Annotated in this window: 15 protein-coding genes; 7 read left to right on the forward strand and 8 right to left on the reverse strand. The window is 38.3% G+C overall.

Going from position 1 to position 14,043, the window contains the following annotated elements:
- Positions 1-729 precede the first annotated feature (729 nt).
- Positions 730-1,275, reverse strand: coding sequence for a 1,2-dihydroxy-3-keto-5-methylthiopentene dioxygenase (locus OLW01_RS12040; RefSeq protein WP_268074166.1), 546 nt, complete (start codon positions 1,273-1,275; stop codon positions 730-732).
- A gap of 198 nt (positions 1,276-1,473) precedes the next feature.
- Between OLW01_RS12040 and OLW01_RS12045 the strand changes: the two genes are divergently transcribed.
- Complete coding sequence (locus OLW01_RS12045) at positions 1,474-1,980, forward strand: TlpA family protein disulfide reductase (protein WP_268074167.1); 507 nt, start codon at positions 1,474-1,476, stop codon at positions 1,978-1,980.
- A gap of 25 nt (positions 1,981-2,005) precedes the next feature.
- Here OLW01_RS12045 and erpA read toward each other — a convergent pair whose 3' ends face one another.
- Positions 2,006-2,341: an iron-sulfur cluster insertion protein ErpA gene (gene erpA / locus OLW01_RS12050; protein ID WP_268076227.1), complete on the reverse strand. Its 336-nt coding sequence runs from the start codon at positions 2,339-2,341 to the stop codon at positions 2,006-2,008.
- A 67-nt stretch (positions 2,342-2,408) separates the two neighbouring features.
- Positions 2,409-3,137 carry a DUF6776 family protein gene (locus tag OLW01_RS12055; RefSeq protein WP_268074168.1) on the reverse strand — a complete coding sequence of 243 codons (729 nt, stop codon included), beginning with the start codon at positions 3,135-3,137 and terminating at the stop codon, positions 2,409-2,411.
- 84 nt (positions 3,138-3,221) lie between these two features.
- On the opposite strand from OLW01_RS12055, the gene OLW01_RS12060 reads away from it, so the two are divergent.
- From OLW01_RS12060 to rsmE, 6 genes are all read left to right on the forward strand, one after another.
- Positions 3,222-4,928: a chloride channel protein gene (locus OLW01_RS12060; protein WP_268074169.1), complete on the forward strand. Its 1,707-nt coding sequence runs from the start codon at positions 3,222-3,224 to the stop codon at positions 4,926-4,928.
- Positions 4,925-5,356, forward strand: a complete 432-nt coding sequence (locus OLW01_RS12065) for a CopD family protein (RefSeq protein ID WP_428980188.1) — start codon at positions 4,925-4,927, stop codon at positions 5,354-5,356. Before OLW01_RS12060 ends, OLW01_RS12065 begins: the two co-directional genes overlap by 4 nt.
- Positions 5,357-5,390: 34 nt before the next feature.
- Entirely contained in the window at positions 5,391-6,413 is a 1,023-nt protein-coding gene (locus OLW01_RS12070) for an aspartate carbamoyltransferase (RefSeq protein WP_268074171.1), read from the forward strand.
- 2 nt (positions 6,414-6,415) lie between these two features.
- On the forward strand, positions 6,416-7,705 hold the full coding sequence (gene hemL, locus OLW01_RS12075; RefSeq protein WP_268074172.1) for a glutamate-1-semialdehyde 2,1-aminomutase: 1,290 nt from the start codon (positions 6,416-6,418) through the stop codon (positions 7,703-7,705).
- Between the two features lie 327 nt (positions 7,706-8,032).
- Positions 8,033-8,692 carry a 2OG-Fe(II) oxygenase gene (locus tag OLW01_RS12080; RefSeq protein WP_268074173.1) on the forward strand — a complete coding sequence of 220 codons (660 nt, stop codon included), beginning with the start codon at positions 8,033-8,035 and terminating at the stop codon, positions 8,690-8,692.
- Positions 8,693-8,707: 15 nt separating this feature from the next.
- Complete coding sequence (rsmE, locus tag OLW01_RS12085) at positions 8,708-9,439, forward strand: 16S rRNA (uracil(1498)-N(3))-methyltransferase (protein ID WP_268074174.1); 732 nt, start codon at positions 8,708-8,710, stop codon at positions 9,437-9,439.
- 12 nt (positions 9,440-9,451) lie between these two features.
- Here the strand turns inward: rsmE and OLW01_RS12090 are convergent, their stop codons facing one another.
- From OLW01_RS12090 to OLW01_RS12110, 5 genes are all read right to left on the reverse strand, one after another.
- Positions 9,452-10,912: a sensor histidine kinase gene (locus tag OLW01_RS12090; RefSeq protein WP_268074175.1), complete on the reverse strand. Its 1,461-nt coding sequence runs from the start codon at positions 10,910-10,912 to the stop codon at positions 9,452-9,454.
- A gap of 43 nt (positions 10,913-10,955) precedes the next feature.
- On the reverse strand, positions 10,956-11,648 hold the full coding sequence (locus OLW01_RS12095) for a response regulator transcription factor (protein ID WP_268074176.1): 693 nt from the start codon (positions 11,646-11,648) through the stop codon (positions 10,956-10,958).
- Between the two features lie 74 nt (positions 11,649-11,722).
- Entirely contained in the window at positions 11,723-12,442 is a 720-nt protein-coding gene (locus OLW01_RS12100) for a spondin domain-containing protein (protein WP_268074177.1), read from the reverse strand.
- Positions 12,443-12,454: 12 nt separating this feature from the next.
- Positions 12,455-13,162, reverse strand: a complete 708-nt coding sequence (locus OLW01_RS12105) for a spondin domain-containing protein (RefSeq protein ID WP_428980162.1) — start codon at positions 13,160-13,162, stop codon at positions 12,455-12,457.
- A 222-nt stretch (positions 13,163-13,384) separates the two neighbouring features.
- Positions 13,385-13,948, reverse strand: coding sequence for a phosphoribosyltransferase (locus OLW01_RS12110; protein WP_268074178.1), 564 nt, complete (start codon positions 13,946-13,948; stop codon positions 13,385-13,387).
- Positions 13,949-14,043: the final 95 nt, after the last annotated feature.

Raw genomic sequence — 14,043 nt, forward strand, 5'->3', positions numbered from 1 at the left:
TAAACACAACCAGAACAACGGCGATTTATTTGCTGTTAGCAGATAAACGCTATTTAAATGTAAGACATTTCCCACAGTAGCTCTAAGATTAGGCTTAAAAAAAGTTCACACTTTTAGAAAAAAAATCTTAACATTATGATTTTAAAGCATTTATAAATATAATTTAACGTGACAATTTAGTGTCATATTTTTAATTGAATCTCGCTCATATCTAAAGTTTGTATTCTCAACTACTATTACCTTGTCGCTTACGGAGATGGATCTGAATAGGATAATGAGCGACACGGAAGCAGGGAAATGGCAAAGGACATGGAAAATGGACTCAAGGATATTAACTTCAGGATGAAATAAGGATAACCACATACGGATATAAATAGCATGGAGCTGTAATAGGAAAAGCAATAGGACTCAAGGAAGGATAAGGAATAGGATTTACCAGGACGGTTTATGGAAAGCTTTCGCAGGAGCGATTGAAATGGAGATCACCAAGGAAACAGGGTAACTCTGGATGAGTTTAAGGACCTTAGGGGTGGATTCCCGCTGGATGCAAAATACAATAATAAAAATGCTTAGGACACACCGCAAGGTGCTTTAGGGATACCAACGACAAGGCATGTCTTCATCAGGGTTAGATGATAAGTATTGGGTGGCGGCCGAGGTCGCCACCGTTCCCTTCTCTTGTAATCATTTTCTGATTTAATTAACAGCTGGTTAGCAAACCCTATTATTTTAGTTTTCTAGTTTAGGGAACTGATCAGCGATCATGCTTCCTGTATACTTAGCCACCCAGCCCGCTGGGTTGTCAAAAATTCTAATCACTGTAAATGCGGGGTTAGGCCCCATGTCAAACCAATGTTTAGTATTAGCAGGCACCGAAATAAGATCATCTTTTTGACACAAAATTGAGAAAATTTTACCGCCAATATGTAAAACAAATAAGCCTTGCCCGCGAACAAAAAAACGAATTTCATCTTCAATATGAATATGTTCTGATAAGAATTTTTGTCTGAATTCTTTTTTGTTTGGTTTGTCCGGATTCATTGTAACTATATCGTAAGATTGATAGCCGCGCTCTTTAATCAACTCATTAATTTCATTTTGATAAGCTTGAATGATGGCGCTATTGTCAGCATTTTCTGGCAAATCTTTATCTAAATGCCAGCGCTCAAATTGAACCGATATTTTTAGCAGCTCAGCTTGAATTTGCGCTAAATTTTGAGTATCTAACAAAGGCATTTGTGGGTTAGTATCTGAATGAATGGTTAATCGGCTCATTCGCTCCTCATGTAAAAATCAAATTTCTAAAACAAAATTGGCTAATTATAATTATATAATGATGAATCAATTTTCGGTTAATTAATGGATTAACACTTGATTATCTAAAAACTCTGAGCTTATATAGTTCTGCCTAGATTATGACTATACTACGGATAAAACGACAATATAGCTATATTCGCCAATATGGAAAGTTAAATGAAAAAAAAGTGGTTTATCGTTATTTCATTCGTCGCTATGGCCTTAGGATTTTTGGCCAGCCGATACATACATGCCCCAGACGCACAAGCTACTGTTGAGCAACTTAAGTTTGACAGTAATTTTGACAAAAATTCACTCAATGATTTTGAAAGCGATTATTTAATTATAGATTTTTGGGCCAGTTGGTGTCAGCCTTGTTTGGAATCATTACCCTATTACCACCAAAAATTTAAAACACTGCCTATTTCAAAGTTTGACTGGTTAGCCGTGAATTTAGATACAGATAAAACACAAGCGCAAGATTTTTTAAGCCAGTTAAATTTATCTCACACTCAGGTATTTTTTGATCCTAATGGGCATTTACAAACAGCTTTTGCAGTATCCGCTTTACCAACTCTACTTATTATAGATAAACAAGGCAAAGAGGTTGTCAGATTACTAGGCTTTAATCAAAACCAGCAGAATAAACTAACAAAAATACTTGGGGATTTAACAAAAAAATAAATGCAGCTTGTGCTGCATTTATCATTTAAACAGAGAAACTTGCACCACAACCACAAGTTGAAGATGCATTAGGATTAGTCACAAAAAAGCGAGAACCTTCTAAACCAGACATATAATCGACTTCACCGCCAACTAAATATTGTAAACTCATCGCATCAACGACTAAAGATACGCCTTCTTTTTCAATTAGCATATCGCCTTCGTTTACCTTTTCATCAAAGGTAAAGCCGTACTGAAAGCCCGAACAACCGCCGCCAGTAATATAAACACGGAATTTAAGATTCGGATTTTCTTCCTCTTCTATTAGCTGCTTTACTTGTTTAGCAGCTGTATCTGTAAAGTTAAGTGGAATTGCATCCATCACTCATCTACCTCATCGTTGGAAACTGGCGTCTATTATCTAATACCTGACTAAAACGTTCAACTACTTATTCAGCATCTGTTCGTTCTGGTTGCCATTCAAAGTTTTGATGAGTTTGGCTAAATGCCTGTCCAGAACGTTTAGGTAAGGTTACTTCTAGCTCAATTCGTTCAGGCGTAAACTCGTCAGGCAATACAAAGACTCCTGTTAATATCTGAAAATATTTAAAGTTAAAATTAAAATCATTTTCTTCAATTGATAGCTGCTTTAATTCAAAAGATTGGGGTTGCTGACGTTGAATGCCGTTTAATGACATTTTAATATAGCCTTTTACATATTTTTTGCGTTGAGCGGTTTGGATGAGTACGACCTTATAACGAAATTGATCTTCAACTAAGGTTGGCTCAATGATTAAACGATCAATAGTGACCCCTCCTGCTGCCAGCTCGGGAGCCATAATATTTTGGTAAAAACTCAACAGCTCTTTAAACTTATTGTTTTCTTGCTGAGCAATTTGTAAGTCTTGTTGAATTTGTTGCAGACTTAGTTTTCCAACTTCTAAATCGACCCGCACAAAGTTTAATTGCTGCTCTAATTTGTAAATTTGATTGTCTCTCGCTTCGATCTTTTGATGCAAACCTGAAACTTGCTTGAGTTTTTGCTGATCTAACCATTTAGCAATACTAAAACCAGCTAAAAACGATATTATCAATATTGCTAGACCGGTTATTGAGGTATAAAATTTTAAATTAGGTTTGAGAATAAATTCAAAATTATTAATTACTTGTTTTTTCAAAGCACTGATTCTTCTGTTTGCATTGTGATACACTAATTAAAGCGTGAACACATGGTTTTAATTTATGACAATGATTAGCCTTTGATGCCTATAGAAAAACACCTAAAACGACTCAGAGCCCAACTCGCTTATCCAAAAATTTCAATTCAATTGAGTATTTTAGGATTGCTAGCAGGTCTATGTGCTTCTGCTTTTATCATTCTATTCCGTTGGTGTCTGGATAACATTCAAATGTTATACCTTGACGTTCCGGATGACTTCACCAGCCTAGAGCCCCACATTCGATTTATCTTACCTTTTATTGGCGCGGGCATTATTGCACTTGTCGGTATATTCACCCAGTTTAAACATTTTCGTCTAGGGATTCCATTCGTCATTTACCGGCTAAAAATATTCTACGGGATGATGCCAATTCGTAACACCATAAATCAATTTTTTGGTGGCATAATGGCAATGGGCAGTGGTTTTTCTGTTGGTCGAGAAGGTCCGGCAGTTCATTTAGGGGCTGGCGCTGCCAGCTATTTTGCGGCTTGGCTTAAACTTCCTTACAACTCGGTCAGAACTTTATCTGCATGCGGTATGGCTGCTGCTATTTCAGCTTCGTTTAATACCCCACTGGCAGCTGTTATTTTCGTTATGGAAGTTGTACTCAGAGAATACAAAACCCATATTTTCGTGCCTGTGATGTTGGCATCTGTTACTGGTGCCCTCGCTAACCGCTTAGTTTTTGGGCATGCCCATGACTTAGGTGGATTAGAAATTAACGTATTAGGCATTCAACACTATCCCTATTTAGTCTTTATGGGCTTGTTAATTGGTTGCTTGTCATTCGCTTTTAATCGACAGTTATTAGAAATAATTCGCTCATTTAGAAGTGTAAATATGCTAGTTCGGCTATTATTAGCTGCCCTTATCACTGCAATTATTGGTTATTTAGTTCCCCAAGCTTTAGGGACTGGGTTAGGCGCTATTTATGTGGCTCAAGCGAATATAGATAACGCTCAATTATTAATGACTATTTTTATTGCTAAAGCGGCATTAACCTTATTTGCTATAGGCTTAGGTGTGCCCGGTGGTATTATAGGGCCAATATTAGGCTTGGGGATGATGGTTGGCACTTTGCTGGCATTAATAGCTTCAATCTTTATCGGTAACATAGGTGAATACTCTGATACCTATGGTGTATTAGGCTTAGCTGCGTTAATGGCGGCTTGTTTAAATGCCCCGTTAGCGGCTTTAGTAACAGCACTTGAAATGACTTATAATCCTGAAGTGATAGCACCTGCTATGGTAGTGGTTGTGTCAGCTTATGTTATCTCTTATCAGTTGTTTAGAAACCGTTCTTTATTTTTACTCCAACTTGAATTACAAAAACTCGATTATCATATCCCGCCAACATATGACATTTTACAAAAAACTGGGGTTCAAGCTGCTATGGATAAGCAATTTATCTTAGTGACAACAGATGATGAAGAAACGATTAAAAATGCATTAGACAGAGCCGGTAAACACCCTGTCATTTTAAAACAGCAAAACCAAGATGGCTGTGCATTTATGCGGGTTAGCTATGATGTATCGCTCGATCCGAATAATGCAGTTCCTTATCGGTTAGAAGAACTTCAAGGTGTTGAATCAAGGTATACGCTGGCCGAACCTTATGAAATTTTACAGCAAAAACGTCAAGGCTCTGTCTATATTTTTGAAGAAGAGCTAGATAATATTATTGGCGTACTCAGCTGGCATCAACTTCGTTTAAGACTCACAAACGGACATTTTAAGGAGTTTGAATAATGTTATTACTTTGGCTTAAAGCTTTCCATATTGCCTTTATGGTTTCTTGGTTTGCCGGTATTTTTTATTTTCCAAGACTTTTAATTTATCATACACAAAGTAAAGAAAATGCCGTGCATCAGCAATTGAAAGTAATGGAACGACGCCTATTATTTTTTATTACCCCATTTGCCATTTTAACCACAATCTTAGGTATAGCGTTAATTGCTCAGTACCCAACAGAGTGGTTTAAGCAAAGCGGTTGGTTACATGCCAAATTAAGTTTGGTTTTCATTTTATATATTTACCACGCATATTGCTTTAAATTATTAGCCGGTTTTAAGCACGACAAAAACAAACGCAGCGCCACTTTTTATCGCTGGTTTAATGAATTTCCAGTTATTTTACTATTTGCGATTATTATCTTAGCTGTTGTAAAACCATTTTAAAGTTCATCATTATTTTAACGAATAGGTGTTACCCATGTTCAAATTTGAAGGTTCAAATATTCTCTCGGTCAAACAATTTGATCGCGAAAGCATTGAATATTTATTTAGGATTGCTGACATCATGCAGCCTTATGCCCACCGCGAAAAACGCACCGCTGTATTAGATGGCGCCATATTGGGTAACTTATTTTTTGAGCCTAGCACTCGAACCCGTGTTAGCTTTGGGACAGCCTTTAATTTATTAGGCGGCCATGTCCGAGAAACAACAGGCTTAAGTTCATCTGCGTTAGCTAAGGGTGAATCTTTATACGATACAGCTCGCGTATTAAGTAGTTATAGCGATGTAATTGCAATGCGCCATCCTGATGCAGGATCAGTGGCCGAGTTTGCTATGGGTAGCCGAGTCCCGGTAATAAACGGGGGCGATGGCGCTAACGAGCATCCAACCCAAGCTTTACTTGATTTATATACCATTCAAAAAGAACGCCATGCTCACCAAGCTGGTATAGACGGAATGCATATCGCTATGGTGGGCGACTTAAAGCATGGTAGAACAGTTCACTCGTTATCTAAATTATTAAGTTTATATAAAAATTTAAAACTAACCCTTATCTCACCTAAAGAACTTAGCATGCCGGCTGAAATCATCGCCTTAGTTGAAAACGCTGGACACCAATGTGTTATTACTGAGCAACTAGAAGGCCATTTAGACGCAGATATTGTTTATCAAACCCGAATTCAAGAAGAAAGGTTTGCCTCCTCTGAAGAAGCCAATTTATACCGTGGAAGATTTAGGTTAAACCAAGCCATTTATACCCAACATTGCAAATCGAATACGGTTATTATGCATCCATTACCACGTGACTCCAGAGCAGATGCAAACGAGTTAGATAATGATCTTAATTTAAACCCTAATTTAGCTATTTTTAGACAAGCCGATAATGGCGTTCTAGTAAGAATGGCGCTATTTGCAACAACCTTAGGGGTACAAGATATCATTACAAAATACGACAAGTCAGTACATTGGTACAGTAACAAAAGCGAGACGGTAATTTAACTATGTCAAAATCAACAGAATTATTTAAACAAGCCCAACTTCATATTCCAGGTGGCGTTAACTCACCTGTCCGTGCATTCAATGGCGTCGGCGGTGACCCTGTTTTTATTGAACGAGCTAATGGCGCTTACTTATTTGATGTCGATGGCAAACGTTACATTGATTACGTTGGTTCTTGGGGACCTATGATTTTAGGTCATAATCATCCTGATATTCGAGCAGCCGTGCACGATGCAGTAGACAAAGGTTTAAGCTATGGCGCGCCCACTGCAGCCGAAACTCAAATGGCAGAGCTTGTAAAGTCGATAGTGCCGAGTATGGAAAGTGTGCGCATGGTGAACTCAGGAACAGAAGCCACCATGACCGCAATTAGATTAGCCCGAGGTTTTACCGGACGTGACAAATTATTAAAATTTGAAGGTTGCTATCACGGGCACGCTGATAGCTTATTAGTAAAAGCGGGGTCAGGTGCACTCACGTTAGGTGTACCTAACTCGCCAGGTATCCCAGAAGATTTTGCTAAACATACACTAACCGCCGAATTTAATAATTTAGACTCAGTCAAACAGATGTTTACGGAATTCGGTGATGATATAGCCTGTATTATTGTTGAACCAGTTGCCGGAAATATGAATTGTATTCCACCTAGTGAAGGTTTTTTACAAGGCTTGCGAGATATTTGTGACCAAAACGGCGCGGTTCTTATTTTTGACGAAGTGATGACAGGTTTTAGAGTCGCTTTAGGCGGTGTGCAAGCTTATTATGATATTACACCTGATTTAACCACTTTAGGTAAAGTAATTGGCGGCGGTATGCCTGTTGGAGCATTCGGTGGTAAAGCTGAAATAATGAGCCATATAGCGCCAACCGGTCCAGTTTATCAAGCGGGTACCTTGTCTGGAAATCCTATCGCAATGGCAGCGGGTATTGCCGCATTAACGTTGTTAAAAAATAACGCAGATGAAATTTACCAAACCATTACCACACAAGCTAAACAGCTTTGTGAAGGTTTTACTACTCAAGCTAAAAAAGCCGGCGTGAGTTTAACGACAAACCAAATCGGCGGTATGTTTGGTTTCTTTTTCACTGACGCGAGTAAAGTAGAAAATTTTCAACAAGCAACCCAATGCGATGCTGAAAAATTCAGAAAATTCTATCATCTAATGTTAGAGCAAGGTGTATATTTAGCTCCATCTGCTTTTGAAGCAGGGTTTACATCTACCGCGCATACACAAGCCGATATAGATGCCACTATTGAAGCTGCTGGCAAAGCGTTTCAAGCATTAGCCTAGGTATATTTATCTTTTGGGTACAATTTTTCAGCAGTGTGTTTAGTGTTTATACAAGGCATAGCGATTGACGTGTAGTGGGCTACATAAATGAGTTATAAAGACTTTACGCTCCTGCAAAGCCACTTTACCCCACATCCGTGTGGGACAACACAGTAGAAATGCCAAACAAACGCTGCCCAAAGGGTTCTAACTAAACATCAACAAACCCTAAGCTTTTATCAAGTATTTAATGCTCAATTATTAATAAATTGAGCATTATTTTTTGTGGTGTATCGCCCAACTTACGCATACAATGCGCTCACTAATACCTTTGTAAATGACACCTGAATGCAACTCACTGCAAATAGCTTTTTTGAACAAACCAACTACCTAGCACTCGCTGATGACTTGCGCACTCAAGGCTACGCTATCATTGAGCATGCACTACCAATTGAGCTTGAAACCGCGTTAGTTAAACATGTAATCGAGCTACCACGCACCGATCTGCAAACCGCAGGGGTTGGACGAGAGCAACAGCAAACGGTTAATAACTTTGTTCGTCGCGATCAAGTAAAATGGATTGAGGCAAGCCAAAGTACAGTTGAAAAAGCATGGTTAAGCCACATGGAAAACCTGCGTATTATGCTTAATCGTCAATTGTTGTTAGGGTTATTTAGCTATGAAAGCCATTTTGCACAATATCAACCCGGTGATTTTTACAAAAAACACTTAGATTCATTTAAAGGTAATACCAACAGAGTTTTATCGACCGTTTATTATCTAAACCCAAACTGGCAAAGTGAATTTGGTGGAGAGTTAGTGATCTACGATCCAATTAACCAAATGCAAGAAATTAAACGAGTGAGTCCAGAGCTAGGTCGAATGGTCATATTTTTAAGTGAAGAATTTCCCCATGAAGTGCTACCCGCAGATAAAACTCGCTTTAGCATAGCCGGCTGGTTTAGAGTTAATAACTCAATAAACAATCAAATTGATCCACCAAAATAAAGCAGCAACAACATTATGAGAATTAGCAGAATTTACCATCCAGATACTTTAACACCTCAAACTGACATCAACTTATCAGCAGATGCCAGTAACCATTTAGCCAGAGTATTACGAGCTCAAATAGGCCAAAAAGTCAGTATTTTTAATGGTGATGGTTATGATTATTCGGCTGAAATATCTCAAATAAGCAAAAAACAAGTTAGTGTGACCTTGCACGATAAGACACCCAATGAAAGCGAATCATCGCTTAAACTTCACCTTGGACAAGTTATTTCACGAGGTGACCGGATGGATTTTACTATTCAAAAATCAGTCGAATTAGGTGTCACTGAAATCACCCCTCTTATTAGTGAGCGCTGTGGTGTTAAACTCAATGCTGAACGAATGGCTAAAAAAGTAGAGCAATGGCAAAAAATAGCGATTTCAGCTTGTGAACAATCTGGCCGGGCTTTTGTTCCTAAAGTGAACCCTGTTATTCAACTGTCTAGTTGGCTTAATCAAAGCTTTGATGGCGTTCGTGTTAATTTACACCCTTATGCTAAACATGGTATTTCTGGCCTCACCCTGCCCTCATCACAAGTTCAATTATTAATTGGCCCTGAAGGTGGATTAAGTGATGATGAAATCAATCAAGCGCGAGAGCACCACTTTATTGATGTATTAATGGGCCCTCGCGTTTTGCGAACGGAAACAGCAGGCTTATCGGCAATCGCCTTATTACAAAGTTATTATGGCGATTTAGGGTAAGTCATTGAATGGTCACCTCATTCCGACTGGCAGCTCAAATCTAAACTGACTGCCTATATTAGTTTGGCTACTGACTTTTATTTCACTGTGATGCATTTTTAATAAATGCTGAACAATAGCTAGCCCTAAACCATGGTTTTGAACTGTTTTTTCGCTATTGCTGGCTTGAAATTTAGGCTCAAAGATTCGCTTTAACTCTGCTTCTGGAATCCCTTTTCCGGTGTCTTCAACGCTCAAACCCACTTTATCTTGTTTATCCTGAATTTTAATTTTAACTTGCCCAGCTTGCTCTGTGTGTCGAATAGCATTATCAATTAAGTTCACTAAAATTCGCTCTAACTTGCCAATATCAGCATAAACAGTCAGCCCAGAATGCTCACTTTCAACTTGTAAACTAACTCCTTGTTGCTCTGCTTGTAGCTTTAAACGTTGGATAACATCATAAGTTAATTCAACAACATTAACGGGTTCAGGCGTAAATTGAATGTCTCCGTTTTTCAAACGGGATAACTCAAACAATTGCTCAACCAGATGATTCATTTGGTTTGCATTTTTGAGTGCCATTTTAATAAGTTCATCGCTTCGTTGAGCGTCAGGGCTAATTAGCCAGGTTTCTAAATAGCCACTTAAGCCAGCTAATGGTGTATTAAAATCGTGTGATATGTGCGATAAAAGCTCACGTCTTAATTCATCTGTGGTTTTAATTTTTGAAAGCTGAGATTTAATATGTTGCGCTGCTAAGATAAAACTTTGCTCCAAATCTTGTATTTCTTTAGCTGCACATAATGGCTGTTGATCTGTTTTTAAATTTTCAAAATCCTGATTAACATAAGCTTGCGTTCGTTTATTTAGTTTAACGATAGGTTTAGTAATTGTTTTAACAATAAACCCCATCACTAATAAGGCAAAAACCAGCGTAAATGCTAGCAGTAATAAGTTATCTTTAAGTACTTGGCTGGACTCTAATTTAGCGACCAAAGTATCTAATTTTTGACCGCCAATAATGACATATAAATACCCTGTCACTTCCCCTTGTTGATTATGTATTTCAGCCGCTGAAAATATTTTTTGAAGCTGAGGGTTTCGTGGATCATCGCCATACACGGGCAAATTATTACCAGATATAAGCTGTTTAATCGGAGCTAGATCAACTGAGCTCAATTTAACGACTCCCGCGGGCGCAGAATAAGCTAATACCTGACCATGAGGATCAAGCGCATAAAACTCCCATCCAGAGCCTAATAGCATTTTAGTGTGAAAGGCATGCTCTAAATGAGTAGAGTCGATTATGCCTTGGTTCAAATTAATATCATCATGCACTATGTGCTCTGCTAATTGGCGATGCAACTTTTGTTCAACTTCATGAGCAAAACGTTCACTGCTATAAAAATACCACTGAGTTAACGCAATCGCTGATATTAAAAATAAACTACCAACAATAAACGTTAATTGGTTAGATAGTGAACGAAACATAGCATTTTCCTATATAGCAAGTTAACTTGCTCTTAATTAGGTTTTACCCGCTAAATTTGTAGCCAATACCCCAAACGGTTTTTAGCCATATGGGATTAGCTGGATCTGGCTCTAATTTAGCTCTTAAACGATTCATAGTGGAATTAACGGTATGCGCACAGCCTTGGTGTTGCACACCCCAAATGTCTGCTAACAGTTGCTCTCGGGTAAATACACGCTTAACTTGGCTTGCCAAAAAATAGAGTAACTCAAACTCTTTTGCAGTTGTGTCAATTAATTGCCCAGATACAGTCGCTTGAAATAAATTAGGGTCAATTGATAATTCGTTAAAAGTTAATACGGTTTTAACTTGGTTATGCTGCTGAGTATTAGCGTGAGCGCGCCGTAAATGCGCTTTAACTCGGGCTTGTAGCTCTAATACTGAAAAAGGTTTAGTTAAATAATCGTCCGCACCGTTTTCTAAACCAGTTACTATATCTAATTCACTACTTTTGGCCGTTAACATAATAATCGGAATTTCTGGCTGCAACTGCCTTAATCTTTTGCAAAGTTTTAAACCGTCGGTTCCCGGTAACATAATATCTAAAATGGCTAGATCATAACCTTGGTTTAATCGCTTGTAAGCTTGAGAACCATCATCAAACGCATCAATTTTATGATCTAATATTGATAGATTAATCGAAATAATATTCGAGATATCTTGATTATCTTCCACCAGTAATATTTTTGCACTCATGCCACCCGCCCTTATCCGTTGTAAAATGGCTTTGCCAAAGGGTTTATCTATATAAGAGCGGGCGTAAGTACTTTTTATTGCATACGTTTTATGATTATTTTAGCCACCGGATTATCAAATTTATGTTCAGGTGAAAGTACAGAGCTACTAAGCTCATGCATAGTTAACACGCCGGAGTGCATATAAACCCGATTTACATCTGTATTACGCGAAGCGTCAAAACCGGAGGCTGTCACCGCCGCTGGCCCAGGAATAGCAGATTCATCATTATATTCAGTACCTGAATCGTAAGCAGGTACCCACTTTTCGTGCGTTTCTCCTATCTCAAATGCAGCAATGTTAACCCCAGTTAGTCCAGTAAAAGCATCATTCGTATTTACTAACATAGTGGCCAAACTCAAAGTATTATCAGAGTGATATTCAAGTTCAAATGTCCAGCTGACTGAACCAGCAGGGCCAACGGGCGTATCTTTAACATGGCTTTTGTTAATAACGGCTAAATCAGCTAATGGCTGGGCATTGCCTCCTTCGGCTAGCATTTCAAGCTCAACAGAAGCAGGTTCACCTAAATGCCAAAGCATTTCATTTTGTGAATGTAAAACTAAAGCAGGCGGTGAAAATGGCTGGCTTTGAGTTAAATTAGTTAAAGTGACTTCAAACATTTTCTGCTGCGGTTTATCCGGTGAATGATCACCATCTAAATCAATGTCACAGGCAGAAACGCCAGTGACAAGTATTGCTGCGCCCAACAGTTTTAACGGATTTCGAGCTAATTTATGATTGATAATATTCATCTTAGTGCCCTCTTATTTAACCGTAATAACTAATTTGGCAACAGGGTTCAACCAACGATGAACACGGCTATCTACATCAGAAAAACCACCTTCTGCATTAGTATCGCCTAGATTACCCGGATGGATATGAATATTAGCATTACCTTCACTTGAACTTGCACCACTGCCGTTAACGCCGCCCATACCAGTTGGGTTTCCAGGTATACCAAGCTCATCAGCAGCACCTGGAACAATTAATTCGTTATTCACTTCTGTTCCTGCATCATAAGCATTTAGCATCAACGTATAAGTGCCAGCTTGTGAAGGAATTTTCCAACTATCTAAACCCACAAAGCCATCATTAGTTGGCAATAACATAGCAGTTAAAGACAAATACATATTTGTACCTGTATCCAAACTCCCCATATGAGTTGTGCCTGCTAGCGTTGGAGCTGAAGTTAAATCTAAACTAACAGCCCCCACAGCCTCTAACTCTGTTTTTAATGGGCTAATATCGCCACCTTCAGCCATAGTTTCTAGTGCTGCAGAAGCCGTTTCCCCAACTCGAAACAACGCAGTATTAGCATCATGAGCAGCTACCAAAATAGGGGTCAGTGCCATTCCCTGAGTGGTATTAACAAATTTGATGTCTAGTTCTGCCGATACAGCAGCGCCTGTCATTAAAATAGAGGTAGTTGAAAGTGCGATAAAAGATTTTTTAAATGTATTAGTCAATTTCATTGTCTTGGTTCCTTTATGGGTTCACAAAAATATTCAGTGAGCTTAGTTTGGAACAAAGATGTCCTAGCAAAATACTTAAATTCTCATAAAAGTATCACAAGACTAAAATAGAAGAATAAATAACTGATATTGGTTAAAAACAAAATAGAGAAGTGTAAAAATAGCGAATCACCAAAAAACATAAAGCAACCCGTTCAAGAGTTGCTTTACTGTGATTGAATGTTAAATACCGTACTCATCAAATAGCTTTTTAATGGCAGGTTTATTTTCAACGATTTCATCATGCGTTAAACCGTCAAATTCATGTGGAAACACTAACCACTGATCTGATTTATGCAAAAAATAATGAGGCGTTAATGCCGTTTTATTATTTTCTGGCTTAAACCAAGGCGTTGCAATACGAATGTCTTCAGGCGTATTTCGGCGGCATTTTCGCTTTAATTCATCTAAAATGGCTTTCACACTTAGCCCTGTATCAAACACATCATCGACAATTAATAGCGAGTCTTCGGCATTAATTGTTTTTACTAAATAGTCTAATCCGTGTACTCTCACTTCGCGTCCACGTTGCTCTATGCCTTCATATGACGAGGTTCTAATTGCAATATGATCGGCAGTAACACCACAAACATGCAAGATTTCTTGTAAAGCGATACCTACTGGGGTACCGCCTCGCCATACTGCAACAATGTAGTCAGGTTTAAAGTCGCTTTTAAAAACTTCTAAACCAAGCTTAAATGAGTCGTGCAATAATTCGTCTGCACCAATATAATATTTCTTTGGCATAAAATAAGTAGACCATTTGGGTTGTTTAAATGGCACAATTATAGTCTATATTAACGCTTTAATATATCTGAAACATTTAAGATCAAACTAGGGCA

Origin of the sequence: Catenovulum adriaticum, assembly GCF_026725475.1 — a bacterium.
Taxonomy (GTDB): Bacteria; Pseudomonadota; Gammaproteobacteria; order Enterobacterales; family Alteromonadaceae; genus Catenovulum; species Catenovulum adriaticum.